We start from the raw sequence: 25,428 nt of genomic DNA, 5'->3' as shown, positions 1-25,428 counted from the left end.
GTCGATACAAGGGTTAACCCGGAGTCCTGACGGACTCCCCGCAACCTTGTCCTGAAGACCGATGAAGTACCTTCGTTCAGCCTCGCTGCGCGTGCGCCTGGTCGCCACGACCGCAGGCCTCGTCCTCGCCGGCCTCACCGGCCTCACCATCGTCAACGCGATCGGCGCCCGCACCGAGGCGCTGCTGCAGCTCGACACGCAGAGCACCGCGCTGGCGCGCGCGCACGCCGCCGACCTCGGCGGCTGGGTCGAGCAGCATCAGCGAGTCGTGCGATCGATGGCCGGCAGCGCCGCGGCGGCCGACCCGGTGCCCGCGCTGCAGCAGGCCGAGGCCGCCGGCGGCTTCGACACCACCTACGTCGCCCACGCCGACCGGCGCATCGAGTTCTCCAAGCCGCAGGATCTGCCGCCCGGCTACGACCCGACGGCGCGCCCCTGGTACCAACTGGCCGCGGCCGCCGCCGGCCAGCCGGTGCTGACCGCGCCCTACCTCGACGCGGCGACGAAAAAACTCGTCGTCACCTTCGCCCAGGCGGTGGACGACGGCCAGGCCGTCGTCGCCGGCGACGTGTTCATGGACGGCGTCGTCAAGGTCGTCGGCTCGATCCGGCCGACGCCGGGCACGAGCGCCTTCCTCGTCTCGCGCACCGGCCAGGTGGTGGTGCACGAGGACGCGGCACGCCTGCTCAAGCCGGCGGCCGAACTCTCGCCCGGGCTGGTGCCGCAGGCGCTGGCGGCGCTGGCCGGCCGTGACGGGCTGGCGGAGCTGGCCATCGCGGGCCAGCCGCGCCTGGTGCGCGCCGAACCGGTGGCCGGCACCGACTGGCTGCTGGTGCTGGCGCTGGACCGCGACGAGGCGCTGGCCGGCGTCATGGCGATGGTCTGGCGTTCGGTGGCCGCCAGCCTGGTGGTGACGGTCGTCGCGGTGCTGCTGCTCGCCTGGACACTGGGCCGCCAGCTGCGCCGCCTGCAGGCGCTGGAACACGCGATGGCCGAAGCCGCCTCGGGCGACGGCGACCTGAGCCGGCGCCTGCCCAGCGAGGGCGGCGACGAGCTCGCCAGCATCGCGCGCCACTTCAACGCCTTCGTCGCCAAGATCGAGCAGGCGGTGCGCCAGATCCGCGAAGCCAGCGACTCGGTGCACGTCGCCGCGGGCGAGATCGCCGGCGGCAACACCGATCTGTCGGCACGCACCGAGCAGACCGCCGCCAGCCTGCAGCGCGCCGCCAGCGCGATGCAGCAGATCAACGGCACCGGCCGCGAGAGCGCCGACTCGGCGCGTGTCGCGCACGATCTGGCGACCCGCGCCGCCGAGGTCGCGGCGCGCGGCGGCGAGGTCGTGCAGCGGGTCGTGACGACGATGGACGAGATCAACCAGGCCTCGCACCGCATCGCCGACATCACCGGCGTCATCGACGGCATCGCCTTCCAGACCAACATCCTGGCGCTCAACGCCGCGGTCGAGGCGGCGCGCGCCGGCGAGGAAGGCCGCGGCTTCGCGGTGGTGGCCGGCGAGGTGCGCGCGCTGGCGCAGCGCTCGGCGGCCGCGGCACGCGAGATCAAGGGCCTGATCGGCGCCTCGGTCGACAGGGTCGAGAACGGCGCCGCGCTGGTGGCCGAAGCCGGCCGCACGATGGAGGAGCTGGTCGCCGGCGTTCAGCGTGTCAACGACACGATCGCCGAGATCACCGCCGCCGCGGCGGCGCAGCACGAGGAGATCGTGCAGGCCGATGCCGCGGTCGGCGAGCTCGACCGCGCGACGCAGCAGAACGCGGCGCTGGTCGAGCAGTCGGCGGCCGCCGCGCAGTCGCTGCACGAGCAGGCCGAGCGCCTGGCCGGCGTCGTGCGGGGCTTCCGCCTCGGCTGATCAGCGTTTCGGGCTCTTGGCCGGGCGGATCAGCACGGTCGGGAAGCTGACCGGCAGCGTGTCCGGGAAGTCGCGGCTGAAGTGCAGGCCGCGGCTCTCGTGGCGGCGCAGCGCCGAGCGCACGATCAGCTCGGCGCAGCCGACGAGGTTGCGCAGCTCCAGCAGGTCGCGCGTGACGCGGAAGTTGGCGTAGTAGTCGTCGATCTCGTCGCGCAGCAGCTTGATGCGGTGCAGCGCACGCTCCAGCCGGCGCGTCGTGCGCACGATGCCGACGTAGTTCCACATCAAGAGGCGCAGTTCGTCCCAGTTGTGGGCGATGACGACTTCCTCGTCGGCGTCCTCGACCTGGCTCTCGTCCCAGGGCGGCGGCAAGGCCGGCAGGTGGCCATCGGTGGCCAGGATGCGCTCGGCGCAGGTGCGGCCGAGCACGGCGCACTCCAGCAGCGAGTTGCTCGCCAGACGGTTGGCGCCGTGCAGGCCGGTGTAGGCGGTCTCGCCGATCGCGTACAGGCCCGGCAGGTCGCTGCGGCCGTCGAGGTCGGTGACGACGCCACCGCAGCTGTAGTGCGCCGCCGGCACCACCGGGATCGGCTGGCGCGCGATGTCGATGCCGAGCTCCAGGCAGCGCGCGTGGATCGTCGGGAAGTGCGACTTCAGGAAGTCCTCGCCCAGGTGCGTGGCATCCAGCCACACGTGGTCCAGGCCATGTTTCTTCATCTCGAAGTCGATCGCGCGGGCGACGATGTCGCGCGGCGCGAGTTCGGCACGCTCGTCGTGCGCCGGCATGAAGCGCGTGCCGTCGGGCAGGCGCAGCAGGCCGCCTTCGCCACGCAGCGCCTCGGTGATGAGGAAGCTGCGCTCCTGCGGGTGGTACAGGCAGGTCGGGTGGAACTGCACGAACTCCATGTTCGCGACGCGGCAGCCGGCACGCCAGGCCATCGCGACGCCGTCGCCGGTGGCGGTGTCGGGGTTGCTGGTGTAGCGGTAGACCTTGCCCAGGCCGCCGGTGGCCAGCACCACGGCCGACGCGGCCAGCGTCTCGACGCGGCGCTTGTCCATGTCGAGCGCGTAGACGCCGTAGCAGCGCGGCGTCTCGTCGCGCTTGAGGTGGCGCGAGGTGATCAGGTCCACCGCCATCCAGCGCTCGCGCAGGCTGATGTTGGGGTGCGCGGCGGCGCGCGCCAGCAGCGCGTCGTGGATCGCGCGGCCGGTGGCGTCGGCGGCGTGGGCGATGCGGCGCACCGCGTGGCCGCCTTCGCGTGTCAGGTGCAAGCCCAGCGGGCCTTCGGGGTCGACCGAGAACGGCACGCCGGCGTCGACCAGCCAGGCGATCGCCGCGGCGCTGCGCTCGGCGATGAAACGTGCGGTGTTCTCGTCGACGAGGCCGGCGCCGGCCTCCTGCGTGTCGCGCACGTGCGACTCGATGCTGTCGTCCTGGCCGAGCACGCCGACGATGCCGCCCTGCGCCCAGGCGGTGGCACCTTCGCCCAGGGCGCGCTTGGCGAGCACGATGACCGGCCGTGTGTCGGCGATGTTCAGCGCGACGACCAGGCCGGCGAGGCCGGCGCCGACGACGACGACGGGCGCGGTGCCCGGAGAAGTGGAATCCGTGGACATGGTGGCGCGGCACACGACGGCCGCTGGTTCCCGTGAGGAGAGAGGCATTCTACGAACGCGCACTCGGCCGGCCGGCCGGCGGCGGGCGGAGCAGCCGACGTGAGCTGCAACCGCGGGAGCCCCCCTAGAGCGGCAATCCTTGATCGGCCCGCGCGGGCGCATTACCTATGATGACGCGAGCCGTCCGCCGGGCGGCCCCAGCCTCGTGCCATGACCCGATCCCACGACAAGCTCCCCTGGCCGCCGCCCGCCTACCGCTCCAGCCGCGACCCCGAACTGCTGTCGCCGGCGACGCAGATCGTGCGCGACCGCGAGGACTACCTCGGCCAAGGGCTGCGCGACATCGGCCGGCGCATCGCCGACGACCAGGTCGAGCTGTTCGTCAGCACCGATCCCGCGACCGCGCTGCAACAGCAGTTCGAGCGCCAGGCGCCGCAGTTCATCACGCTGCACGACGTCGGTACCAAGGCCTCGCTGCACCTGCTGGGCGCGCTGGCCGGTGCCGCCGGCGCACGCGTGCAGCGGCTGACGATCCGCCGCCAGGGCCACGGCGTCGCGCTGGCCGTCGTGCAGTTCGTCGAGGTGCCGCTGGCCGACGGCAACCACGTGCGCATCTACTCGACCGACCTCAACGCCGACACGCAGACGCGCCAGGCGCTGGCCCTGGTGCTGCTGGGCCGCAGCCGGCTGGGCGTGCTGATGGTCGGCGAGCTGCCGGCGCATGCGCTGCAGTCGACGCTGCAGCCGCTGCAGGACGCGATCGCGCGCGCCCCCTGGCCCAACCGCGACCTGCTGCTGCTGCCGCTGGCCGCCGCCGGCACGCTGGCGGCGCAGGCGGCACGCCTGGGCGGCAGCAGCGGCATCTCCGTGCGCGTGACGCCGCTGGCGGCACGCCCGAACGACGCCTGGTCCTTCATCAGCGGCGCCTGGAACCGCATGAGCGGCCACGGTGCCGCCCAGACCGCGCTGAACACCGACATCGAGCAGGCGCTGCCGCCGCCGCCGGTGCCGCTGCCCGAGGCGCCGACGATGGCGATGGACCTGATGCCGGCCGGGCCGGCGCTGTCCGGCAGCCGCCCGGGCGCGCCGGCAGCACCCGCCCGGCCGGTGGCCGCGCCGGTGGCGGCACTATGGGCCGACTACCTGCAGCGCTGCCTGGCGGTCAAGAGCGCGGTCAGCGGCTGCGTCTTCGACCTCGTGTCGCAGCGTGCGCTCGCGCATGCCGGCAGCACGCCGGCCTCGGAGCCGCTGGCCGCCCAGGGCTCGCTGCTGATCGACGCGATGGCCGGCGCCGCACGCTCGCTGGGGCTGGCCGGCGCCGCGCCGCAGGCGGCGATCAGCTTCGACCAGCAGCATCTGGTGCTGCAGCCGGTGCGCGGCCACCCGGGCATCGTGCTGCACCTGGTGCTGCACGGCAGCGCCAACGCGCTGACGCTGGCGCGCATGCAGCTCGAACGCCTGACGCCGCCGCCCAGCGGGGCGGTCTGAGGCATCGGCCCGCGGCACGGTAACTCGGGGGTAAGCGGCTCGCGCCTACCTTGGCTTCGGGGATGCCCGCCGGGCATCCGCAGCCAGGAGGTTCGCATGATGTCCATGACCGCCCGTCGTCTCGCAGCCCTTGCCGCCGCTGCGTCCTTGGCCGCCTGCGGCGGCGGGGGCGTTGGCGATCCGGCAAATCCTGAAACGCCCTCTGAACCCGGCTCGGCATCGACCGCCGCCGTCTGCTACGACGCTCAGCTTGGCGACAGCCCGGGATCCAGCTTCCGCGTGGCCTTCCGATCGTTCTCCGAGGGCGACAGCGAGACACTGGACTACGTCGACGTCGGCAGCGTCGCAGGCCCGGTCGACTTCAACGGCCATCAGGCCTACGAAACGACGGTGACGACCTTCTTCGGGACGCCCGAAGCGGTCACCGGCGTCTACCGGTACTACGGCCGGCGCACGGGCACGGCCGAACGCACGGACTACGGCCTGACCTACGGTACCGACGCAGACACCGTGTTCACGACGCTGCCCGAGGAACCGCCGGTGGTGGACACGACCTACGCATTGGAGCCCGGACAATCGGTCGCGCTGCACTACAGCCACACGCCGAACCTGCGTGTGACCTTCAAAGGCATCGAGCAGATCACCGTCCCCGCGGGAACCTACCAGGCGTGCCGCCTGCAGCTCGACAGCACGACGCCCGACTACTCCAACACGCATTGGCTGCTGGTCGGCACCGGCGTGCTCATCAAGGAAGTTCAGACCTCACCCGGCGATGCCGACTGGACAGCGGAAGCCACCGCGATCGAGGTGAACGGGCGGCGCCCCTGAAGCCTGACGCTGGCGTGCAAGGCCTTCCGGCCTTGCACGTCCCGCCTCAGTGAACCGTGCGTTCGAAGCTGAACTGGCCGTCGAGCACGTCCACCGGGATCACGTCCTTGGGCCCGAAGCGGCCCTGCAGGATCAGCTTGCTGACCGGGTTCTCGATGCGCTGCTGGATCGCACGCTTCAGCGGCCGGGCGCCGAACACCGGGTCGAAGCCGACCTTGGCCAGCTCGGCCAGCGCCGCCGGCGAGACCTCGAGCTTCATCTCCAGCTTCTCCAGCCGCGTCTCGAGCAGCTTCAGCTGGATCTTCGCGATGGCCTCGATGTTCTTCTCGTCGAGCGCATGGAAGACCACCGCCTCGTCGATGCGGTTCAGGAACTCGGGCCGGAAGTGGCTTTTCACCTCGCCCCAGACCGCTTCGCGCACGAGCTCGGTGGGCTGCCCGGCCATCTGCATGATCAGGTGCGAGCCCAGGTTGCTGGTCATCACGATGACGGTGTTCTTGAAGTCCACCGTGCGGCCCTGGCCGTCGGTCAGGCGGCCGTCGTCGAGCACCTGCAGCAGCACGTTGAAGACGTCCGGGTGCGCCTTCTCGACCTCGTCGAGCAGCAGCACGCTGTAGGGCTTGCGCCGCACGGCCTCGGTCAGCGCGCCGCCTTCGTCGTAGCCGACGTAGCCCGGCGGCGCGCCGATCAGCCGCGACACCGAGTGCTTCTCCATGTACTCGCTCATGTCGACACGGATCATGTGGTCCTCGCTGTCGAACAGGAACGAGGCCAGCGCCTTGCACAACTCGGTCTTGCCGACGCCGGTGGGGCCGAGGAACAGGAAGCTGCCCAGCGGCCGGTTCGGGTCGGACAGGCCGGCGCGGCTGCGGCGGATCGCATCGGCCACCGCGACGATGGCCTCGTCCTGGCCGACGACACGCTCGTGCAGACGGCTTTCCATCTGCAGCAGCTTGTCCCGTTCGCCCTGCATCAGCTTGCTGACCGGGATGCCGGTGGCGCGCGAGACGACCTCGGCGATCTCCTCGGCACCGACCATCGTGCGCAGCAGCTGCGGGCCCTGGCCGCCCTGGGCCTTGCCGGCCTCCTTGGCCTGGGCCTCCTTCAGGCGCTTCTCGAGCTCCGGCAGCTTGCCGTACTGCAGCTCGGCGACGCGGTTGAAGTCGCCCTTGCGCTTGAGTTCCTCGATCTGGAACTTGATGCGGTCGATCTCTTCCTTGACCTGGGCGCTGCCCTGGGCCTGGGCCTTCTCGGCGGTCCAGATCTCCTCGAGGTCGTTGTATTCACGTTGCAGCTTCAGCAGCTCTTCCTCGATCAGGCCGAGGCGGCGCTGCGAGGCTTCGTCCTGCTCCTTCTTCACCGCTTCGCGCTCGATCTTCAGCTGGATCATGCGCCGGTCCAGCCGGTCCATCGCCTCGGGCTTGGAGTCGATCTCGATCTTGATCTTGGCCGCAGCCTCGTCGATCAGGTCGATCGCCTTGTCGGGCAGGAAACGGTCGGTGATGTAGCGGTGGCCCAGCTCGGCCGCGGCGACGATCGCCGGGTCGGTGATCTCGACGCCGTGGTGGACCTCGTACTTCTCCTGCAGCCCGCGCAGGATGGCGACGGTGGCCTCGACGCTGGGTTCGTCGACCAGCACCTTCTGGAAGCGGCGTTCGAGCGCGGCGTCCTTTTCGACGTACTTGCGGTATTCGTCGAGCGTGGTCGCGCCGATGCAGTGCAACTCGCCGCGCGCCAGCGCCGGCTTCAACATGTTGCCGGCGTCGATCGCGCCTTCGGCCTTGCCGGCGCCGACCATCGTGTGCAGTTCGTCGATGAACAGGATGATGCGGCCCTCGTCGGCCGAGACCTCCTTCAGCACCGCCTTCAGCCGCTCCTCGAACTCGCCGCGGTACTTGGCACCGGCCAGCAGGCCGGCCATGTCCAGCGACAGCACACGCTTGTTCTTCAGCGACTCGGGCACCTCGCCGTTGACGATGCGCTGCGCCAGGCCTTCGACGATGGCCGTCTTGCCGACGCCCGGCTCGCCGATCAGCACCGGGTTGTTCTTGCTGCGGCGCTGCAGCACCTGGATCGCGCGGCGGATCTCGTCGTCGCGGCCGATCACCGGATCGAGCTTGCCCTGGCGGGCACGTTCGGTCAGGTCCAGCGTGTACTTCTTCAGCGCCTCGCGCTGGCCTTCGGCTTCGGGCGAGTCGACCTTCTGGCCGCCGCGCACGGCCTCGATGGCCGCCTCCAGCGACTTGCGCGTCAGGCCGTGGCCGCGGACGATGCCGCCGAGGTCGGTCTTGGCCTCGGCCAGCGCCAGCAGGAACATCTCGCTGGCGATGAACTGGTCGCCGCGCTTGGTGGCTTCCTTGTCGGCCGCCTGCAGCAGCGCCATCAGGTCGCGGCCAGGCTGCACCGGCTGGCCGCCGCCCTGCACCTGGGGCAGGTTGCGGATCGCGGTTTCCATCGCCGTCGTCAGCGCGCCGGTGTTGGCGCCGGCGCGCTCGAGCAGCGCCTTCGGGCCATCGGGCTGCTGCAGCATCGCCGCGAGCAGGTGCGAGGGCTCGATGTAGGGGTTGTCGCGCGCGACGGCCAGGCTTTGCGCGTCACCGAGCGCCTGCTGGAACGCCGTCGTCAGTTTGTCAGCACGCATGGGAATCCTCCGTTGCCCTGCAATTCGGGCTGGACGGCGGCTTTTCAAGCCCGCCGCCGCGTGCCGACGCACGCGTCAGAGGGAGTCGCCGAGCCGGCGGTAGTGTCCGCCCTGGTAGAGCAGCGGCGCCATCGGGGCGTCCGCCAGCCGGCAGACGCGGCCGATGAAGAGCACGTGGTCGCCGGCCGCCTGGGCCGAGACCGTCTCGCATTCGAAGACCGCGGCGCAGCCGGCGAGCACCGGCGCGCCGCCCTCGCCGGCGTGCCAGTCGCCTTCGCCGAACTTGTCGGGCACCGGCGAGGCGAAACGCCGCGACAGCCCGAGCTGGGCCTCGGACAGCACATTGACGGCGAAATGGCTCGCCTGGCGGAAGGCCGGCAGGCTGGGGCTGGCTTCGCGCAGCGACCACAACACCAGCGGCGGGTCCAGCGACACGGCCTGGAAGGAGCTGACGGTCAGGCCGACACGCTGGCCATCGGCATCGGCGCAGGTGACCAGCGTGACGCCGGTCGCGAAATGGCCCAGCGCGCGGCGCAGCTGCTTGGGGTCGGAGGGGTCCAGACGGTGCATCAGGCGTTCGCGGCGTTGTCCGAGTCCAGGCCCCAGCGGGCCAGCGCCGCGTCGTCGGCCGCGCGCGCGTCGACCCAGCGCGAGCCCTCGGGCGTCGTTTCCTTCTTCCAGAACGGCGCCTGGGTCTTCAGATAGTCCATCAGGAATTCGCAGCCCTCGAAGGCGGCGCGCCGGTGCGGGGCGGCGACGCCGACGAAGACGATGTTCTCGCCGGCCGCCAGGCGGCCGACACGGTGCACGACCCGCGCCGCCCGCAGGCCGAAACGGCCGACGGCGGCGTCGATCATGGCCTCGATGGCCTGCTCGGTCATGCCCGGGTAGTGTTCCAGTTCCAGCGCCTGCACGTCGTGAACGCCGTCACGGCCGCGCACGGTGCCGACGAAACCGACGACCGCGCCGGTGCCGGCGTCGGCCGCGTGAAGTGCCTGGAACAGCGCGCCGACGTCGAAGTCTTCGCCTTGGATCGCGACGCGCGCCACGTTCAGCCGCCGGTGACCGGCGGGAAGAACGCCACTTCGGCGCCGTCGCGCACGACCGCCGCCTCGTCGCTCATCACCTGGTTGAGTGCGCAACGCACCGCCCGCCCGCGCGCCAGCACGTCGGCGTAGGGGCCGCCGCGTGCAGCCAGGCCGTCACGCAGGCCGCCGAGCGTCGCGACATCGGGCAGCTCCACGGTCTCGCCGGGGCCGAGCGCCTCGCGCAGCGAGGCGAAGTAGCGCACTTGGATCTTCATCGGGCGATCAGTTCGGATAACGGCAGATAGCGTACCGTTTCGCCGGAAACGATGCGCTGGCCCGCCGGGATATCCACGAGGCCGTCTGCCCACGCGGCCGAGGTCAGCACGCCCGAACCCTGGTTGGGGAACAGGTCGAGCCCGCCCTGGTCGTTCAGGCGCACGCGCACGAACTCCCGCCGTCGGTCGGGGCGCGGCCAGTCGAAGTCGGCGCGCAGCGGCAGGCCCATCGGCAGCGCCGCCGGGGCGCCCTGCATCGCACGCAGCACCGTCGTCACGCAGAGCAGGTAGGTGACGAAGCTCGACACCGGGTTGCCCGGCAGCCCGACGACCAGCGCCGACGTGCCGTCGTCGCGGCGCACCGTGCCGAAGGCCAGCGGCCGGCCCGGCTTGATCGCCATCTGGAAGTGCTCCAGCGTGCCCTGGGCCTGGATCGCCGCCTTCAGGTGGTCTTCCTCGCCGACCGAGACGCCGCCGCTGGTGAGGATCAGGTCGTGGAAACGCGCCGCACGCTCCAGCGCCGTGCAGGTGGCGTCCAGGCGGTCGGGCACGATGCCCAGGTCGGTGACCTCGCAGCCGCCGGCCTGCAGCAGGCCGCGCAGCGTGTAGCGGTTGGAGTTGTAGATCGCGCCGGGCTTCAGCGGCTCACCGGGCATCACCAGCTCGTCGCCGGTGGAGAACAGCGCCACACGCGGGCGGCGGCAGACGGCCAGCGTCGCCGCACCGACCGAGGCCGCCAGGCCCAGGCCCTGCGGCGTCAGCCGGCGGCCCTTGTGCAGCACGATCGCGCCGTGCAGCACGTCCTCGCCGCGGCGGCGGATCCACTGACCGAAGGCCGGCAGCTCGCCGATGCGCACCGCGCCCAGGCCGTCGCCGGGGATCGCTTCGCAGCGCTCCTGCATGACGACGGCATCGGCGCCGGCGGGGATCTGCGCGCCGGTGAAGATGCGTGCCGCGGTGCCGCGGCGCAGCGGCTGGCCGACGACACCGGCCGGGATGCGCTGCGACACCGGCAGCACCGTGCCGGCGGCCGGCACGTCGGCGGTGTTGACCGCCCAGCCGTCCATCGAGCTGTTGTCGCCGGGCGGCACGTCGAGCATCGACAGCACGTTGACCGCCAGCACGCGCCCGAGCGCGTCGGCAGTCGGCACCGACTCGGTCTCGACGATGCGGTGCGGCGCGACACCGGCGACCAGCCGCGCCAGCGCCTCGTCCAGCGAGATCAGCGGCTGCGGCGCGTTCATCCGGCGTGGGCCTCGATGAAGGCCTTGACCGTCGCCGCGTCGGGCGGCACGACGGTGAAGCGGCGCGGCAGCGCCTCCAGCCCGGCCAGCGCCGCCGGGCGCGGCGGCACCGGCGCGTCGGCGCCCAGCGCCTCGGTGATCGTCGCGGCGAACTTGGCCGGCAGCGCGGTCTCGAGCACGATCATCGGCACGCCGGCGTCACGGTGCTCGCGCGCGACCTTCAGGCCGTCAGCGGTGTGGGTGTCGACGAGCACGCCGGTCTCGCGCCAGGTGGCGGCGATCGTCGCCAGGCGGTCGGCGTGCGTGCTGCGGCCCGAGACGAAGCCGAAGCCGGCGCAGCGTGCGTGCTCTTCGGCGGCGAGCGTGAAGCCGCCCTGCTGCGAGACGCCGGCGCCGAACAGCTCGCGCGTGCGCGCCGCGTCGCGGCCCAGCAGGTCGAAGACGAACCGCTCGAAGTTGCTCGCCTTGCTGATGTCCATCGACGGCGACGAGGTCTCGAAGGTCTCGGCGCTGCCGCGCACGCGATAAGTCCCCGTGCGGAAGAACTCGTCGAGCACGTCGTTCTCGTTGGTCGCCAGCACCAGGCGGTGGATCGGCAGGCCCATCATGCGCGCGACGTGGCCGGCGCAGATGTTGCCGAAGTTGCCCGAGGGCACGGCGAAGCTGACGCGCTCGTCGTTGCTCTTCGTCGCCTGGAAATAACCGGCGAAGTAGTAGACGACCTGGGCCAGCAGCCGCGCCCAGTTGATCGAGTTGACGGTGCCGATCTTGTGGCGGCGCTTGAACTCGAGGTCGTTGCTGACGGCCTTGACGATGTCCTGGCAGTCGTCGAACACGCCTTCGACGGCCAGGTTGTGGATGTTGGCGTCCTGCAGGCTGAACATCTGCGCCTGCTGGAACGGGCTCATGCGGCCGTGCGGGCTGAGCATGAAGACGTTGACGCCCTTCTTGCCGCGCATCGCGTACTCGGCGGCGCTGCCGGTGTCGCCGGAGGTGGCGCCGAGGATGTTCAGCGTCTCGCCGCGGCGGCCCAGCTCGTACTCGAACAGGTGGCCCAGCAGCTGCATCGCCATGTCCTTGAAGGCCAGCGTCGGGCCATTGGACAGGGCTTGCAGGCAGAGACCATCGCCCAGCGGCTTCAGCGGCGTGATCTCGGGCGTGCCGAAGACGGCCTCGGTGTAGGCGGCGTGCACCAGCCGCTTCAGGTCGGCGGCCGGGATGTCGTCGATGTAGAGCGACAGGATCTCGAACGCGAGGTCGGCGTAGGACAGGCCGCGCCAGCGCTGCAGCGTGGCCGGATCAACCTGCGGATAGTGCGTCGGCAGGTACAGGCCGCCGTCGGGCGCCAGGCCTTCGAGCAGGATGTCGGAGAAGCCGCGCGGCGTGAGGTCGCCGCGGGTGCTGAGGTACTTCACTTCAGCTCCTCCTTGCGGATGCGCACGATGGGGGCGAGCACCGTCGGCAGCGCCTGCATCTGCGCCAGCGCGGCGCGCATGCGGCCCTCGACGGTGTCGTGCGTCAGGATGATCAGGTCGGTCTGCTTCTCTCCCTCGGCACTCTCGCGCTGCAGCACGGCGTCGATCGAGATGTCGTGCTCGGCGAGGATGCCGGTGATCCGGGCCAGCACGCCGGCCTGGTCGGCGACCTGCAGACGCAGGTAGAACGAGGTGACGACCTCGTCGATGGCCAGGATCGGCGTGTCCTGCAGCGAGCCCGGCTGGAAGGCCAGGTGAGGCACGCGGTGGTCGGGGTCGGCGGTGTGCAGCCGGGTGATGTCGACCAGGTCGGCGATGACGGCGCTGGCCGTCGGCTCGGCACCGGCGCCCTTGCCGTAGTACAGCGTGCTGCCGACGGCGTCGCCCTGCACGACGACGGCGTTCATCGCGCCCTCGACGTTGGCGATCAGGCGCTGCGACGGCACCAGCGTCGGGTGCACACGCAGCTCGATGCCGCCCGCGCCGCCCGGCGCGGTCGCCAGGTCGTCGCGGCGCTTGGTGATGCCCAGCAGCTTGATGCGGTAGCCGAGCTGCTCGGCGTAGCGGATGTCGGCCGCCTGCAGCGCGGTGATGCCCTCGACATAGGCCTTGTCGAACTGCACCGGCACGCCGAAGGCGATGGCGCTCATGATCGTCGCCTTGTGCGCGGCGTCGACACCTTCGATGTCGAAGGTCGGGTCGGCCTCGGCATAGCCCAGCGCCTGCGCCTGCTTCAGCACCGCGGCGAAGTCCAGCCCCTTGGAGCGCATCTCCGAGAGGATGAAGTTGGTCGTGCCGTTGATGATGCCGGCCACCCACTCGATGCGGTTGGCCGTCAGGCCCTCGCGCAGCGCCTTGATGATCGGGATGCCGCCGGCCACCGCGGCCTCGAAGGCGACCATCACGCCCTGGGCGCGTGCGGCCTCGAAGATCTCGGTGCCGTGCACCGCCAGCAGCGCCTTGTTGGCGGTGACGACGTGCTTGCCGGCGGCAATCGCCTCCAGCACCAGCGTCTTGGCGATGCCGTAGCCGCCGATCAGCTCGACGACGATGTCGATCTCGGGGTTGGCGATGACCTCGCGCGCGTCGGCGACGACGCGGGCGCGGTCGCCGACGATGCCGCGGGCGCGTTCGACGTCGAGGTCGGCGACCATCGAGATCTCGATGCCGCGCCCGGCGCGGCGCCGGATCTCCTCCTGGTTGCGGTTGAGCACCGTGAAGGTGCCGCTGCCGACGGTGCCGATGCCGAGCAGGCCGACCTGGATGGGTTTCATGCGGGGTCTCTCCGGGAACGGGGGCCGACGCGGCGGCCCGGGTGGCTTAAAGGGAGTGGCGTTTGCGGTAGCCGGCGAGGAAGCGCTCGATGCGCCCGATGGCCTCGGTCAGGTCGTCCAGGTTGGGCAGGAAGACGAGGCGGAAGTGGTCGGGCTCGGGCCAGTTGAAGCCGGTGCCCTGCACGATCAGCACACGCTCCTGCTCCAGCAGCTCGTAGGCGAACTGCTGGTCGTCGGCGATCGGGTAGACCTTCGGGTCCAGGCGCGGGAACATGTACAGCGCCGCCTTCGGCTTGACGACGCTGACCCCGGGGATCGCGTTCATCATCTCCCAGGCCAGGTCACGCTGCTTGAGCAGCCGGCCGCCCGGGGCGACGAGGTCCTTGATGCTCTGGTAGCCGCCGAGCGCGGTCTGGATCGCCATCTGGCCGGGCGTGTTGGCGCACAGCCGCATCGAGGCCAGCATGTTCAGGCCCTCGATGTAGTCCCGGGCGTAGCGCTTCTCGCCGGAGACCACCATCCAGCCCGAGCGGTAGCCGCAGGAGCGGTAGTTCTTGGACAGGCCGTTGAAGGTGACGAAGAGCACGTCGTCGGCCAGCGAGGCGATGCTGGTGTGCTCGGCACCGTCGTACAGCGTCTTGTCGTAGATCTCGTCGGCGAAGACGATCAGCTGGTGCCGGCGCGCGATCTCGACGATGTCCTTCAGCAGGTCCACCGGGTACAGCGCGCCCGTGGGGTTGTTCGGGTTGATGACGACGATGGCCTTGGTGTTGGGGCTCACCTTGGCGCGGATGTCGTCGAGGTCGGGCAGCCAGCCCGAGCCTTCGTCGCAGCGGTAGTGCACCGGCGTGCCGCCGGACAGCGAGACGACCGCGGTGTGCAGCGGGTAGTCGGGCGCCGGGATCAGCACCTCGTCGCCGGCGTCGAGCAGCGCGTTCATGCTCATCGCGATCAGCTCGGAGGCGCCGTTGCCCAGGTAGACGTCGTCGACGGTCACGCCGGCGATGCGCTTCTCCTGGGTGTAGTGCACGACCGCCTTGCGCGGCGCGAACAGACCCTTGCTGTCGGTGTAGCCGGCGGCCACCTGCGACGGCAGGTTGTGGATCATGTCCTGGACGATCTCGTCCGGGGGCATCAGGCCGAAGGCGGCGACGTTGCCGATGTTCAGCTTGATGATGCGCTGGCCCTCCTCCTCCATCTGCCGGGCCTTGTCGAGCACCGGACCGCGGATGTCGTAACCGACGTTGGCGAGCTTGCTGGACTTGGCGATGGGCTTCAAGGCAGGCGGCTTTCGTGAGGGAACCTAGAATTATCCACGCATGAAATTCCAGCCGGACAGGTTCAGCGGCGCCAACGTGATCACGCGTCACGACGCCGGGCAGGTGTGGGTGGGGCCGAGCGCCTTCCTCCACAGCATCGTCGTGCCCTGGAAGGGGGCCGTGCTGCCCTGGGAGGCGCCGTCGCTGGACGCGCTGACCGCCGAGCACTTCGAGCGCCTCGCCGAGCTGCGCCCCGAGCTGGTGATCTTCGGCTCGGGCCGCAGGCTGCGATTCGTCTCGCCGGCGCTGTTGCGCCCGCTGATCGAGCGCCGCATCGGCGTCGAGACCATGGACACCGTCGCCGCGTGCCGCACCTACAACGTTCTCGCCGCGGAGGAACGCGAGGTTGTCGCGGCTCTCGTTTTGGAGGGCGATGGGTCGTAATGCAGGCGTTTTATAATCACGTGTTGAGCCGGCGACGGCTGCCTACGTTCCGAGAAAACCATCCATGACGCCCGTTGTCAACAAGACCCTTCCGGAATTCGAAGCCTTCGCGACCAGCGGCGTGAAGTTCACGCCTTCAGCGAACCTCGGCCACGCTGTGGTCCTGTACTTCTACCCGAAGGACGCAACGCCCGGCTGCACGACCGAGGCGATGCAGTTCCGCGACCACCATCAGGAATTCCTGAAGGCCGGCGCGGTCGTCTTCGGCGTGTCGCGCGACAACCTCGCGTCGCACGAGAAGTTCAAGCAGGCGCTGGAGCTGCCCTTCGAACTCATCGCGGACACCGAAGAGAAGCTCTGCCACATGTTCGGCGTGGTCAAGAACAAGATCATGTACGGCAAGAAGGTGAAGGGCATCGAGCGCAGCACCTTCCTCATCGGCGCCGACGGCGTGATGCGCGCCGAGTGGCGCGGCATCAAGGTTGCCGGGCACGTCGATGAAGTGCTCAAGGCCGTCAAGGCCCTCAAGCAGGCTGCCTGAGATCGAACGCCCGCGTGTCCGGCGCCGCCTCGGCGGTGCCCTCCTCCCGCTCCCGCCGAAAGCCGCACGGTCCGCCGTGCGGCTTTTTGCTTTCTCCTGAGCCCACCATGCCCCTGCCCAAGCCTCCGACGAAGAAAGCCGACCTGCTCGCCGCCGCCGACTACGAGGCGCAGGCCGCACCGAAGCCGCGCAAGCGCACGATCAAGGCCGCCGCGCCTCAGGCGGCCCCGGCCGAAGCCGCGCTGGAGCTGCACGACGGCGGCGCGGCCGTCGCCGCCCGCCGGCCGACCCCGGCGCCCGCACCCGCCGCCGCGCCCGCCCCGGTGCCGGCGCCACGCCCGCGCGTGCGTTCGCCGCGCGGCACCGGGCCGGTGAAGCTCTTCGTGCTCGACACCAACGTGCTGATGCACGACCCGACCTGCCTGTTCCGCTTCGACGAGCACGACGTCTTCCTGCCGATGATCACGCTGGAGGAGCTCGACGGCCACAAGAAGGGCATGAGCGAGGTCGCGCGCAACGCCCGCCAGGTCAGCCGCGAACTCGACGCGCTGGCCACCTTCACCGGCGAGAACGGCGCCGTCGACTCGACCGCCGGCATCCCGCTGGCCAAGACCGGCCACCGCGAAGCCGGCGGCAAGCTGTTCTTCCAGACCATGCTGCTGGACGTCAAGCTGCCGGCCGGGCTGCCGCAGGGCAAGGCCGACAACCAGATCCTGGGCGTCGTGCAGGCGCTGCGCGAGCAGCGCAAGGACCGCGAGGTCGTGCTGGTGTCCAAGGACATCAACATGCGCGTCAAGGCGCGCGCATTGGGCCTGCCGGCGGAGGACTACTTCAACGACAAGACGCTGGACGACGGCGACCTGCTCTACACCGGCGTGCTGCCGCTGCCGGCCGACTTCTGGGAGCGCCACGGCAAGACGATGGAGAGCTGGCAGCAGGGGGGCAACACCTTCTACCGCATCAGCGGCCCGCTGGTGCCGGCGCTGCTGATCAACCAGTTCGTCTACCTCGAGACGCCCGGGGCGGCGCCGCTGTACGCGCGCGTGGCCGAGATCACCGGCAAGACCGCGGTGCTGCGCACGCTGCGCGACTACACGCACGGCAAGAACGCCGTCTGGGGCGTCACCGCACGCAACCGCGAGCAGAACTTCGCGCTGAACCTGCTGATGGACCCGGAGTGCGATTTCGTCACGCTGACCGGCACCGCCGGCACCGGCAAGACGCTGATGACGCTGGCCGCGGGCCTGGCCCAGGTGCTCGACGAGCGCCGCTACAGCGAGATCATCGTCACCCGCGTGACGGTGCCGGTGGGCGACGACATCGGCTTCCTGCCCGGCAACGAGGAGGAGAAGATGGGCCCCTGGATGGGCGCGCTCGACGACAACCTCGAGGTGCTGGCCCGCAGCGACTCCAGCGCCGGCGAATGGGGCCGGGCGGCGACCAACGACCTGGTGCGCGCGAAGATCAAGATCAAGAGCCTGAACTTCATGCGCGGGCGCACCTTCCTGAACAAGTACGTGATCATCGACGAGGCACAGAACCTGACGCCCAAGCAGATGAAGACGCTGATCACGCGCGCCGGCCCGGGCACCAAGATCGTCTGCCTGGGCAACCTGGCGCAGATCGACACGCCTTACCTGACCGAAGGCTCCAGCGGCCTGACCTACGCCGTCGACCGCTTCAAGGGCTGGCCGCACGGCGGCCACCTGACGCTGGCACGCGGCGAACGGTCGCGCCTGGCCGACTTCGCCAGCGAGGTGCTCTGAACGGCCACGTTCAGAACTCGCGCACGCGCAGGAAGCTGGCGAAACGCGGCAGCCCGCCGGCCGTGCGCCCGCGGTAGCGGTAGCTGACGACCGTGCCGACCGGCGGCGGCGCCGCGCGTTCGGCGTCGCTGAAGCCGGTGCCGAGCAGGAACTCGGTGCCGTCGTCGGCGCGCACGCGCAAGGCGCCCATCCGGCCTTCGAGCCGGCCCTGGCCGCCGACGTGGCCGACGACCACCGCTTCGGCGTCCTGCTGCGGCTTGAGCTTGAGCAGCGCGTCGCTGCGGCCGGGCAACCAGAGCGCGTCGGCACGGTGCAGCACCAGGCCTTCGCCGCCGCCGGTCACGACCTCGTCGAGCCAGACGTTGAGCGCCGAGGCCGAGGCGACGCTGCGCTGCTCGACCGCGAAGAACGCGTTCGTGCCGCGCGCCAACTCGGCCAAGCGGCGCGCACGCTCGGCGAACGGCCCCGGCACGCCAGGCAGGTCGAAGACGCCGTAACGCAGCGCGCGCCAGCCGGCGTCGTCGGGCGACTCGCGCCGCACCAGGCCCGAGACGGCGTCGAAGGCGCCGCGGCCCAGCCACAGCTCGCCGTCCAGCGGCACCGGTGGCAGACGGGCGACGAAACCCGGCGGTGCGACGACCTCGCGGCCGCTGCGAAAGCGCAGCCGGCGGCCGTCCCAGACGGCGCGCACGCCGTCGAGCTTCTCGCTCACCAGGAACCCGGCCGGATCCAGGCCCTGCCGGGCTTCGCGCGCCAGCATCACGGCCGGCGGTGACACGGCCGCGGCCACCCGGGCCGACAGGCCGACGCAGGCCAGCGCGGCCGCGAGGAAATCACGTCGACTGAACGGCATTCGGCCCCCTTCGCATCAGCGTCGGGGGCCGAGTCTGGCGGCGCACGCGGCGCCGTTCCATCGCTCCGCGAAGCGCCCTCGGCGGAGGGCGCGGCGGATCAGGCGGCGGGCGTGACGAGGTCGCGGATCTGCTGCAGCGCCGTCGGGTCCTCGATGGTCGTCAGGTCGCCCGGGTCGCGGGCTTCGCAGACAGCCTGGATCGCCCGGCGCAGCAGCTTGCCGGAGCGCGTCTTCGGCAGCGTCGAGACGAAACGCACGCGCGCCGGGCGGGCGACGGCGCCGAGCTGCTCGTCGACGAGTTTCATGACCTCGCCTTCGAGCTTCAGCGCGTCGGCCTCGGTGGCGATCACCGACGGGTCCTTCAGCACCGCGAACGCCATCGCGACCTGGCCCTTCAGGTGGTCGGCGACGCCGACGACGGCGACCTCGGCGACCTTCGGGTGGCTGGAGATGCTCTCCTCGATCTCGCGCGTGCCCAGGCGGTGGCCGGCGACGTTGATGACGTCGTCGGTGCGGCCGAGGATGAAGAAGTAGCCGTCCTCGTCGCGGATGCCCCAGTCGAAGGTGCTGTAGACCAGCTTGCTGGGCACGCTGCTCCAGTAGGTGTTGACGAAACGCTTGTCGTCACGCCAGACGGTCTGCATGCAGCCCGGCGGCAGCGGGCCTTCGATCGCGACGACACCCTTCTGGCCGGCGCCCTTCAACTCCTCGCCGGTGTGCTCGTCGAGCAGCTTGACGTCGTAGCCGTAGACCGCCTTGCCCGGCGAGCCGAACTTGCTCTTCGCGGCCTCGACGCCGTTGCACAGGCTGAGGATGGGCCAGCCGGTCTCGGTCTGCCAGTAGTTGTCGATGATCGGCTTGCCCAGCGCCTCGGCGATCCAGGTCGCCGTCGGCTCGTCCAGCGGCTCGCCGGCGAGGAACAGCGCGCGCAGCGAGGACAGGTCGTGCTTCTTCAGCGCCGCCGGGTCCTGCTTCTTCAGCACGCGCACCGCGGTCGGTGCGCTGAACATCGAGGTGACCTTGTACTTCTCGACCAGGCTCCACCAGATGGCGGCGTCGGGGCGGATCGGCAGGCCTTCGTACATGATCGTCGCGCAGCCGCCGAGCAGCGGGCCGTAGATGATGTAGCTGTGGCCGACGACCCAGCCGATGTCGCTGGTCGAGAAGAAGGTCTCGCCCGGCTTGCAGAGGTAGATCTTCTCCATGCTGGCGGCCAGCGCGACGGCGTAGCCGCCGGTGTCGCGCTGCACGCCCTTGGGCTTGCCGGTGGTGCCGCTGGTGTAGAGCGTGTAGCTCGGGTGCGTGGCGTCCACCCACTCGCAGGGCACCTCGGTCTTGAAGTGGCACTCGCGCCAGCTGGCGTAGTCCTCGTCGCGGCCTTCGACGCGGTCGAAGGCGACGAGGCCGCGGTCGACCATCAGCACCTTCTGCGGCTTGTGGCCGGCGAGGCGGATCGCCTCGTCGAGCAGCGGCTTGTAGGGCACGACCTTGCCGCCGCGGCTGCCGGCGTCGGCGCTGACGATGACCGTCGGCTCGGCGTCGTCGATGCGGGTGGCCAGGCTGACGCTGGCGAAGCCGCCGAAGACCACCGAGTGCAGCGCGCCGATGCGCGTGCAGGCCAGCATCGCGAACGCCGCCTCCGGGATCATCGGCATGTAGACCAGCACCCGGTCGCCCTTCTTGACGCCCAGGCTCTGCAGCGTCGCCGCCATGCGCTGCACTTCGGCGTGCAGCTCGCGGTAGCTGTAGATGCGCTCCTGGTTGGTCTCGGTGGAGACGTAGATCAGCGCGTTCTGGTCGGCGCGCGTCGCCAGATGGCGGTCGACGGCGTTGTGGCAGAGGTTGGTCTCGCCACCGACGAACCACTTCGCGAACGGCGGCCGGCTGTAGTCGCAGACCTGCTCGAAGGGCTTGTGCCAGTCGATCAGCCTGGCCTGTTCGGCCCAGAACGCGTCGCGATCCTGCAGCGATCGACGATGAAACTCGGTGTAATCGGTCATCGTTGTCTCCTTGTTATCGGCGCGGATTAAGAGACCGGGCGCTGACGAGCGGCTGACTCAGTGGGCGATGCGCACCACGACACGCCCGGTGAGCTTGCCCTCCATCAATTCGACGGCCTTGGCGGCCACGTAATCCAGTGAAACCTCGCTCGCGATGCGCTCCAGCAGCCGCGGATCGAGGTCACGCGCCAGGCGCTGCCAGGCGGCTTCTCGGCGGGCCTTCGGCGCCATCACGCTGTCGATGCCGGCCAGCGTGACACCGCGCAGGATGAAGGGCGCGACGCTGGCCGGCAGGTCCAGGCCCTGCGCCAGGCCGCAGGCCGCGACGACGCCGCCGTAACGTGTCTGCGCCAGTGCGTTGGCCAGCGTGTGGCTGCCGACGGCGTCGACGACGGCCGCCCAGCGTTCCTTCTGCAGCGGCTTGCCGGGCGCGCTGAACGCGGTGCGGTCGAGCACCTCGGCGGCGCCGAGAGACCGCAGGTAGTCGGCGGCGTCGGCCTTGCCGCTGACGGCGACGACACGGTGGCCCAGCCGGGCCAGCAGCGCGATCGCGACGCTGCCGACGCCGCCGCTGGCGCCGGTGACCAGCACCTCGCCGTCACCGGCGACGACGCCGTGCGATTCGAGCGCCAGCACGCAGAGCATCGCCGTGTAGCCGGCGGTGCCGATGGCCATCGACTGGCGCGGCGTGAAGGCCGCCGGCAGCTTGACCAGCCAGTCGCCCTTGAGCCGCGCACGTTCGGCCAGACAGCCCCAGTGCGTCTCGCCGACGCCCCAGCCGTTGTGCACGAAGCGGTCGCCGGGCTTCCAGTCCGGGTGCGTGCTCTCCAGCACGGTGCCGGCGCCGTCGATGCCCGGCACCATCGGCCAGGCGCGCACGACCGGCGCGCGGTTCGTGATCGCCAGCGCATCCTTGTAGTTCAGCGTCGAGTACTCGGGCTGCACCAGCACGTCGGCGCAGTCGGCGCCCGGCAGGCGCGATTCGTCGATCTCCGCGAGGCGCGCGCCGAAGCCGCCCTCGCCCTTCTCCAACAGCCATCCACGGAACATGCGTTCCCTCCAGAAGAGTGCGCCAGGCCACGCGGCCGCCCCTGCGAAGCGTGCATCCGGCACGGCCGAGCATAGTGCCCCTGCCGGCGACGTTGACACTGCTGGGGCTGGCCCCTATGCTCGCCGGCCGATGCCCGTCCGTCTCCGCCTCCTCCGTCACTGCGTCGCCGGCCTTGCCGCCGCCGCGGTCTTCGGCGCCTCGGCGGCCCCGGACTCGCCGGCCACCCCCGCGCAGAACGGCGACGCCGTGATGCAGCTGCTGCAGCAGAAGGGCCTGGTGCCGTCGGCAGCGGCCGTGTCCGACACCACGCAGGGCATCGTCCAGCAGGTGCGCGACACCGCATCGGACCTGGTGATGTCGGCGATGAACTTCCTCGGCGTGCCCTACCGCCGCGGCGGCAACAACGCCGAAGAGGGCTTCGACTGCAGCGGCTTCACGCGCCACGTCTTCGAGCGCAGCCTGGGCCTGGTGCTGCCGCGACGCGCCGACCAGCAGGCCAAGGACGGCGCGCTGACCAAGGTCTCGCGCGACGAGCTCAAGCCCGGCGACCTCGTCTTCTTCAACACGATGCGGCGCGCCTTCTCGCACGTCGGCATCTACATCGGCGACGGCAAGTTCATCCACGCGCCGCGCACCGGCAGCGAAGTCCGCATCGAGGACATGCGCCAGTCTTACTGGATGAAGCGCTTCAACGGCGCACGCCGCGCCGACCTCGACGACGCTGCCCAGGTCGAGGCTGCCCCGCCCCGCCCCTGAGCGGGAGACCCCTGACCCGACGTCGGGGGCCCGAACCGGCAGAATCGCAGGATGGGCGAGAGCTTCATCCCTTTGGCCGACCTGCGAGCCCGCGCCACATCGCCCGTGGTGCCCCTCGACGCGACAGCGCCCGCCGGCCACCTGGCCGACCGCCTCGGGCGGCCGCTGCGTGACCTGCGCATCTCGGTCACCGACCGCTGCAACTTCCGCTGCGGCTACTGCATGCCCAGCGAGGTCTTCGACCGGCGCTACCGCTTCCTGCCGCACGACGCGCTGCTGAGCTTCGAGGAGATCACGCGCGTCGCATCGGTGTTCCTGGCCCACGGCGTGCGCAAGCTCCGCCTCACCGGCGGCGAGCCGCTGCTGCGCAAGCAGTTGCCCTCGCTGGTCGAACAGCTGGCTGCGCTGCGCACCGTCGACGGCACGCCGCCCGAGCTGACGCTGACGACCAACGGCAGCCTGCTCGCGCGGCTGGCCCGCCCGCTGCGCGAGGCCGGGCTGACGCGCGTGACGGTGAGCCTGGACGCACTCGACGACACGGTCTTCCGGCGCATGAACGACGTCGACTTCCCCGTCGCCGACGTGCTGCGTGGTGTCGACGCGGCGCTGGCCGCGGGCCTGGCGCCGGTCAAGCTGAACATGGTCGTGCGCCGCGGCATGAACGACCACGAAATCCTGCCGCTGGCGCGCCACGTGCGCGACACATGGGGCCCGGCGGTTCGGCTGCGTTTCATCGAGTACATGGACGTCGGCACGAGCAACGGCTGGCGCCTGGACGAGGTGCTGCCGTCGGAACAGCTGCGCGAGCGCCTGGACGCCGCCTTCGGCCTGGAGCCGCTGCTGCCGGCCTCGCCCGACGAGACCGCCGAGCGCTGGCGCTGGCGCGACGGGCGCGGCGAGATCGGCCTGATCTCCAGCGTCACCAAGGCCTTCTGCGGCGACTGCAGCCGCGCCCGGCTGTCGACCGAAGGCAAGCTCTTCACCTGCCTGTTCGCCACCCGTGGCCACGATCTGCGCTCGCTGCTGCGCGGCGGCGCCAGCGACGCGCAGATCGCCGCCGCGGTCGGCGGCGTGTGGTCGGCGCGCGCCGACCGCTATTCCGAGCAGCGCGGCGAGCACACCGCCGCGCCGGGCGAGCGCCGCATCGAGATGCACTACATCGGCGGCTGATGGCGGCCACGGCGATCTCGCGCGACGAGGTCACGGGCCTCGTGCTGGCCGGCGGGCTGGGACGGCGCATGGGCGGCGTCGACAAGGGCCTGCTCGCCTGGCAGGGCCGGCCGCTGGCGCAGCACGCGCTGCAACGGCTGGCGCCGCAGGTCGGCGCGCTGGCGGTCAGCGCCAACCGCCATCTCGACACCTATGCCGGCTTCGGCGTGCCGGTGCTGACCGACACGCTGCCGGGTTCGCTGGGGCCGCTGGCCGGGCTGCTGGCCGGCCTGCGCCACGCCCGCACACGCTGGCTGGCCGTGGTGCCCTGCGACGCGCCGTATTTCCCCGTCGACCTCGTCGCGCGCCTGGCGGCCGGCCTCGGCGGCGCGCCGATCGGCTACGCTCGCGCCGCGCGCACGCATCCGGTGTTCTGCCTCGTCGACACGGCGCTGGCCGAGACGCTGGAGGCGGCACTCGCCGGCGGCGAACGCCGCGTCGAGCACTGGCTGCGCGCGTCGGGCGGTGTCGCCGTCGATTTCGACGACGAGGCCGCGTTCGCCAACTTCAACACCCCGGAGACGCTGAACGATGGCTGAGGCCACGACGCCGATCGCGGCGATCGCCGACGACCTGGCCTGCCACGGCGAGACCGACCTGCCGCTGGCCGCGGTGCAGAACGCGCTCACCCGCCTGGTGCAGCCGGTCGCCGGCACCGAGACCGTGGCGCTGAAAGACGCGCTGGGCCGCGTGCTGGCCGCCGACCTGGTGTCGCCGCTGGACGTGCCGGCGCAGGACAACTCGGCGATGGACGGCTACTCGTTCGCCGGCGCCGCGCTGGCCGCCGACGGCCCCACGGTGCTGCCGGTCGCCGGCCAGGCGCTCGCCGGCCACGGCTTCGACGGCCCGGCGCCGGCCGGGGCCTGCATCCGCATCATGACCGGCGCACCGCTGCCGGCCGGCCACGACAGCGTCGTGCCGCAGGAGCTGGTGACCGTGGCCGACGGCCGCGTGACGATCCCCGCCGGCGCCGTGCGTGCCGGCCAGCACTGCCGCCGCCGCGGCGAGGACCTGCGCCAGGGCGGTGTCGCCGTGCCCGCCGGCCGCCGGCTGCGCGCGTCCGACCTGGGTCTGGCCGCGTCGCTGGGCCAGCCGACGCTCGTCGTGCGACGCCGGCCGCGCATCGCCTTCTTCAGCACCGGCGACGAGCTGACCGCACCGGGCGAGCCGCTGGCGCCCGGCGCCATCTACGACAGCAACCGCACGACGCTGGGCGCGCTGCTCGCCGGGCTGGGCGTCGACGCCGTCGACCTGGGCCGCGTGCGCGACGACCCGCAGGCCCTCGCCAACGCGCTGCGCGCCGGCGCCGACTGCGACGCGATCGTCAGCTCCGGCGGCGTCAGCGTCGGCGACGCCGACCACACACGCGCCGTGCTGGCCGGCGCCGGCGAGGTGCTGTTCTGGCGCATGGCGCTGCGCCCGGGCCGGCCGATGGCCGTCGGTCGGCTGCATGGCGGCACGCTGTACTTCGGCCTGCCGGGCAACCCGGTGGCGGCGATGGTGTGTTTCCAGGTGCTGGTGCGCGACGCGCTGCTGCGCCTGGGCGGCGCGACGCCGCGGCCGCTGCCGACCGTCGTCGCGCGCGCCGCGGTGGCGCTGAAGAAGCGCCCGGGCCGCAGCGAGTTCCAGCGCGGCGTGCTCTCGCGTGGCGCCGATGGCGACTGGGAAGTCGCGCCGACAGGCGACCAGGGCTCGGGCCTGCTCAGCAGCATGAGCCGCGCCGACGGCCTGATCGTGCTCGCGCACGAACGCGGGCCGGTGGCCGCCGGCGAGCGTGTCGAGGTGCTGCCCTTCGACTCGCTCGGCTGACGG

22 protein-coding genes are annotated in these 25,428 nt (G+C 71.3%); 10 read left to right on the top strand and 12 right to left on the bottom strand.

Features of this window, described 5'->3' with window-relative positions:
• The first annotated feature begins 61 nt into the window (after positions 1-61).
• Positions 62-1,867, top strand: a complete 1,806-nt coding sequence (locus G5B56_RS01670; RefSeq protein WP_164962124.1) for a methyl-accepting chemotaxis protein — start codon at positions 62-64, stop codon at positions 1,865-1,867.
• Here the strand turns inward: G5B56_RS01670 and nadB are convergent, their stop codons facing one another.
• Entirely contained in the window at positions 1,868-3,484 is a 1,617-nt protein-coding gene (gene nadB, locus G5B56_RS01665) for an L-aspartate oxidase (RefSeq protein ID WP_029718792.1), read from the bottom strand.
• A gap of 210 nt (positions 3,485-3,694) precedes the next feature.
• On the opposite strand from nadB, the gene G5B56_RS01660 reads away from it, so the two are divergent.
• Positions 3,695-4,972, top strand: a complete 1,278-nt coding sequence (locus tag G5B56_RS01660) for a hypothetical protein (protein ID WP_164962123.1) — start codon at positions 3,695-3,697, stop codon at positions 4,970-4,972.
• Positions 4,973-5,068: 96 nt separating this feature from the next.
• The gene (locus G5B56_RS01655) at positions 5,069-5,800 is read left to right on the top strand and encodes a hypothetical protein (RefSeq protein ID WP_138938940.1); all 732 of its coding nucleotides are present in this window, start codon (positions 5,069-5,071) and stop codon (positions 5,798-5,800) included.
• Between the two features lie 46 nt (positions 5,801-5,846).
• On the opposite strand, the gene clpB is transcribed toward G5B56_RS01655, so the two are convergent.
• The 8 genes from clpB to G5B56_RS01615 all read right to left on the bottom strand — a co-directional run bounded on the left by clpB (position 5,847) and on the right by G5B56_RS01615 (position 15,016).
• Positions 5,847-8,441 (bottom strand): ATP-dependent chaperone ClpB, encoded by a 2,595-nt coding sequence (clpB, locus tag G5B56_RS01650; RefSeq protein WP_164962122.1) that lies wholly within the window; start codon positions 8,439-8,441, stop codon positions 5,847-5,849.
• 75 nt (positions 8,442-8,516) lie between these two features.
• Positions 8,517-9,011: a flavin reductase family protein gene (locus tag G5B56_RS01645; RefSeq protein WP_164962121.1), complete on the bottom strand. Its 495-nt coding sequence runs from the start codon at positions 9,009-9,011 to the stop codon at positions 8,517-8,519.
• The gene (locus G5B56_RS01640) at positions 9,011-9,490 is read right to left on the bottom strand and encodes a molybdenum cofactor biosynthesis protein MoaE (protein WP_009859117.1); all 480 of its coding nucleotides are present in this window, start codon (positions 9,488-9,490) and stop codon (positions 9,011-9,013) included. The genes G5B56_RS01645 and G5B56_RS01640 overlap by 1 nt, the downstream gene beginning before the upstream one ends.
• A 2-nt stretch (positions 9,491-9,492) precedes the next feature.
• Entirely contained in the window at positions 9,493-9,744 is a 252-nt protein-coding gene (locus G5B56_RS01635; RefSeq protein WP_164962120.1) for a MoaD/ThiS family protein, read from the bottom strand.
• Positions 9,741-10,988, bottom strand: a complete 1,248-nt coding sequence (gene glp / locus G5B56_RS01630; RefSeq protein WP_164962119.1) for a gephyrin-like molybdotransferase Glp — start codon at positions 10,986-10,988, stop codon at positions 9,741-9,743. Before glp (G5B56_RS01630) ends, G5B56_RS01635 begins: the two co-directional genes overlap by 4 nt.
• Entirely contained in the window at positions 10,985-12,403 is a 1,419-nt protein-coding gene (gene thrC, locus G5B56_RS01625) for a threonine synthase (protein ID WP_164962118.1), read from the bottom strand. Before thrC ends, glp (G5B56_RS01630) begins: the two co-directional genes overlap by 4 nt.
• Positions 12,400-13,737, bottom strand: coding sequence for a homoserine dehydrogenase (locus tag G5B56_RS01620; RefSeq protein ID WP_009859113.1), 1,338 nt, complete (start codon positions 13,735-13,737; stop codon positions 12,400-12,402). Before G5B56_RS01620 ends, thrC begins: the two co-directional genes overlap by 4 nt.
• A gap of 46 nt (positions 13,738-13,783) precedes the next feature.
• Complete coding sequence (locus G5B56_RS01615) at positions 13,784-15,016, bottom strand: pyridoxal phosphate-dependent aminotransferase (RefSeq protein ID WP_009859112.1); 1,233 nt, start codon at positions 15,014-15,016, stop codon at positions 13,784-13,786.
• Between the two features lie 40 nt (positions 15,017-15,056).
• On the opposite strand from G5B56_RS01615, the gene G5B56_RS01610 reads away from it, so the two are divergent.
• The 3 genes from G5B56_RS01610 (at position 15,057) to G5B56_RS01600 (ending at position 17,747) form a co-directional block, all read left to right on the top strand.
• Positions 15,057-15,440, top strand: coding sequence for an Mth938-like domain-containing protein (locus tag G5B56_RS01610; protein ID WP_164962117.1), 384 nt, complete (start codon positions 15,057-15,059; stop codon positions 15,438-15,440).
• A 64-nt stretch (positions 15,441-15,504) separates the two neighbouring features.
• Positions 15,505-15,981: a peroxiredoxin gene (locus G5B56_RS01605; RefSeq protein WP_009859110.1), complete on the top strand. Its 477-nt coding sequence runs from the start codon at positions 15,505-15,507 to the stop codon at positions 15,979-15,981.
• A gap of 107 nt (positions 15,982-16,088) precedes the next feature.
• Entirely contained in the window at positions 16,089-17,747 is a 1,659-nt protein-coding gene (locus G5B56_RS01600) for a PhoH family protein (protein WP_164962116.1), read from the top strand.
• Between the two features lie 10 nt (positions 17,748-17,757).
• Here G5B56_RS01600 and G5B56_RS01595 read toward each other — a convergent pair whose 3' ends face one another.
• The 3 genes from G5B56_RS01595 to G5B56_RS01585 form a co-directional block, all read right to left on the bottom strand.
• Entirely contained in the window at positions 17,758-18,600 is an 843-nt protein-coding gene (locus G5B56_RS01595) for a DNA ligase (protein WP_009857651.1), read from the bottom strand.
• 98 nt (positions 18,601-18,698) lie between these two features.
• On the bottom strand, positions 18,699-20,627 hold the full coding sequence (locus tag G5B56_RS01590) for a propionate--CoA ligase (protein WP_310733799.1): 1,929 nt from the start codon (positions 20,625-20,627) through the stop codon (positions 18,699-18,701).
• Between the two features lie 30 nt (positions 20,628-20,657).
• The gene (locus G5B56_RS01585) at positions 20,658-21,650 is read right to left on the bottom strand and encodes an MDR family oxidoreductase (RefSeq protein WP_164962114.1); all 993 of its coding nucleotides are present in this window, start codon (positions 21,648-21,650) and stop codon (positions 20,658-20,660) included.
• Between the two features lie 130 nt (positions 21,651-21,780).
• Here G5B56_RS01585 and G5B56_RS01580 point away from each other — a divergent pair, with 130 nt between their 5' ends.
• The 4 genes from G5B56_RS01580 to glp (G5B56_RS01565) are packed head-to-tail and all read left to right on the top strand — an operon-like array spanning position 21,781 to position 25,425.
• Positions 21,781-22,407: a C40 family peptidase gene (locus G5B56_RS01580; RefSeq protein ID WP_164962113.1), complete on the top strand. Its 627-nt coding sequence runs from the start codon at positions 21,781-21,783 to the stop codon at positions 22,405-22,407.
• Positions 22,408-22,458: 51 nt separating this feature from the next.
• Positions 22,459-23,577, top strand: coding sequence for a GTP 3',8-cyclase MoaA (gene moaA, locus G5B56_RS01575; protein WP_164962112.1), 1,119 nt, complete (start codon positions 22,459-22,461; stop codon positions 23,575-23,577).
• Entirely contained in the window at positions 23,577-24,155 is a 579-nt protein-coding gene (mobA, locus tag G5B56_RS01570; RefSeq protein WP_164962111.1) for a molybdenum cofactor guanylyltransferase MobA, read from the top strand. The genes moaA and mobA overlap by 1 nt, the downstream gene beginning before the upstream one ends.
• A complete protein-coding gene (glp, locus tag G5B56_RS01565) occupies positions 24,148-25,425 on the top strand; it encodes a gephyrin-like molybdotransferase Glp (RefSeq protein WP_164962110.1) in 1,278 nt (425 codons plus the stop codon). The genes mobA and glp (G5B56_RS01565) overlap by 8 nt, the downstream gene beginning before the upstream one ends.
• Positions 25,426-25,428 lie beyond the last annotated feature (3 nt).

This window comes from Rubrivivax sp. JA1026, assembly GCF_011065555.1.
Taxonomy (GTDB): domain Bacteria; phylum Pseudomonadota; class Gammaproteobacteria; order Burkholderiales; family Burkholderiaceae_C; genus Rubrivivax; species Rubrivivax benzoatilyticus.
Note: the sequence above shows the minus strand (reverse complement) of the source record. Positions and strands in the feature narration are given on the sequence as shown.

Coding starts and splice junctions, on each gene's coding strand:
- glp (WP_164962110.1), top strand. CDS start 24,148: ATGGCTGAGGCCACGACGCCGATCGCGGCGATCGCCGACGACCTGGCC.
- nadB (WP_029718792.1), bottom strand. CDS start 3,484: ATGTCCACGGATTCCACTTCTCCGGGCACCGCGCCCGTCGTCGTCGTC.
- G5B56_RS01620 (WP_009859113.1), bottom strand. CDS start 13,737: ATGAAACCCATCCAGGTCGGCCTGCTCGGCATCGGCACCGTCGGCAGC.
- G5B56_RS01610 (WP_164962117.1), top strand. CDS start 15,057: ATGAAATTCCAGCCGGACAGGTTCAGCGGCGCCAACGTGATCACGCGT.
- glp (WP_164962119.1), bottom strand. CDS start 10,988: ATGAACGCGCCGCAGCCGCTGATCTCGCTGGACGAGGCGCTGGCGCGG.
- moaA (WP_164962112.1), top strand. CDS start 22,459: ATGGGCGAGAGCTTCATCCCTTTGGCCGACCTGCGAGCCCGCGCCACA.
- G5B56_RS01655 (WP_138938940.1), top strand. CDS start 5,069: ATGATGTCCATGACCGCCCGTCGTCTCGCAGCCCTTGCCGCCGCTGCG.
- G5B56_RS01605 (WP_009859110.1), top strand. CDS start 15,505: ATGACGCCCGTTGTCAACAAGACCCTTCCGGAATTCGAAGCCTTCGCG.
- G5B56_RS01600 (WP_164962116.1), top strand. CDS start 16,089: ATGCCCCTGCCCAAGCCTCCGACGAAGAAAGCCGACCTGCTCGCCGCC.
- G5B56_RS01595 (WP_009857651.1), bottom strand. CDS start 18,600: ATGCCGTTCAGTCGACGTGATTTCCTCGCGGCCGCGCTGGCCTGCGTC.
- G5B56_RS01645 (WP_164962121.1), bottom strand. CDS start 9,011: ATGCACCGTCTGGACCCCTCCGACCCCAAGCAGCTGCGCCGCGCGCTG.
- clpB (WP_164962122.1), bottom strand. CDS start 8,441: ATGCGTGCTGACAAACTGACGACGGCGTTCCAGCAGGCGCTCGGTGAC.
- G5B56_RS01635 (WP_164962120.1), bottom strand. CDS start 9,744: ATGAAGATCCAAGTGCGCTACTTCGCCTCGCTGCGCGAGGCGCTCGGC.
- mobA (WP_164962111.1), top strand. CDS start 23,577: ATGGCGGCCACGGCGATCTCGCGCGACGAGGTCACGGGCCTCGTGCTG.
- G5B56_RS01580 (WP_164962113.1), top strand. CDS start 21,781: ATGCCCGTCCGTCTCCGCCTCCTCCGTCACTGCGTCGCCGGCCTTGCC.
- G5B56_RS01660 (WP_164962123.1), top strand. CDS start 3,695: ATGACCCGATCCCACGACAAGCTCCCCTGGCCGCCGCCCGCCTACCGC.
- G5B56_RS01585 (WP_164962114.1), bottom strand. CDS start 21,650: ATGTTCCGTGGATGGCTGTTGGAGAAGGGCGAGGGCGGCTTCGGCGCG.
- G5B56_RS01670 (WP_164962124.1), top strand. CDS start 62: ATGAAGTACCTTCGTTCAGCCTCGCTGCGCGTGCGCCTGGTCGCCACG.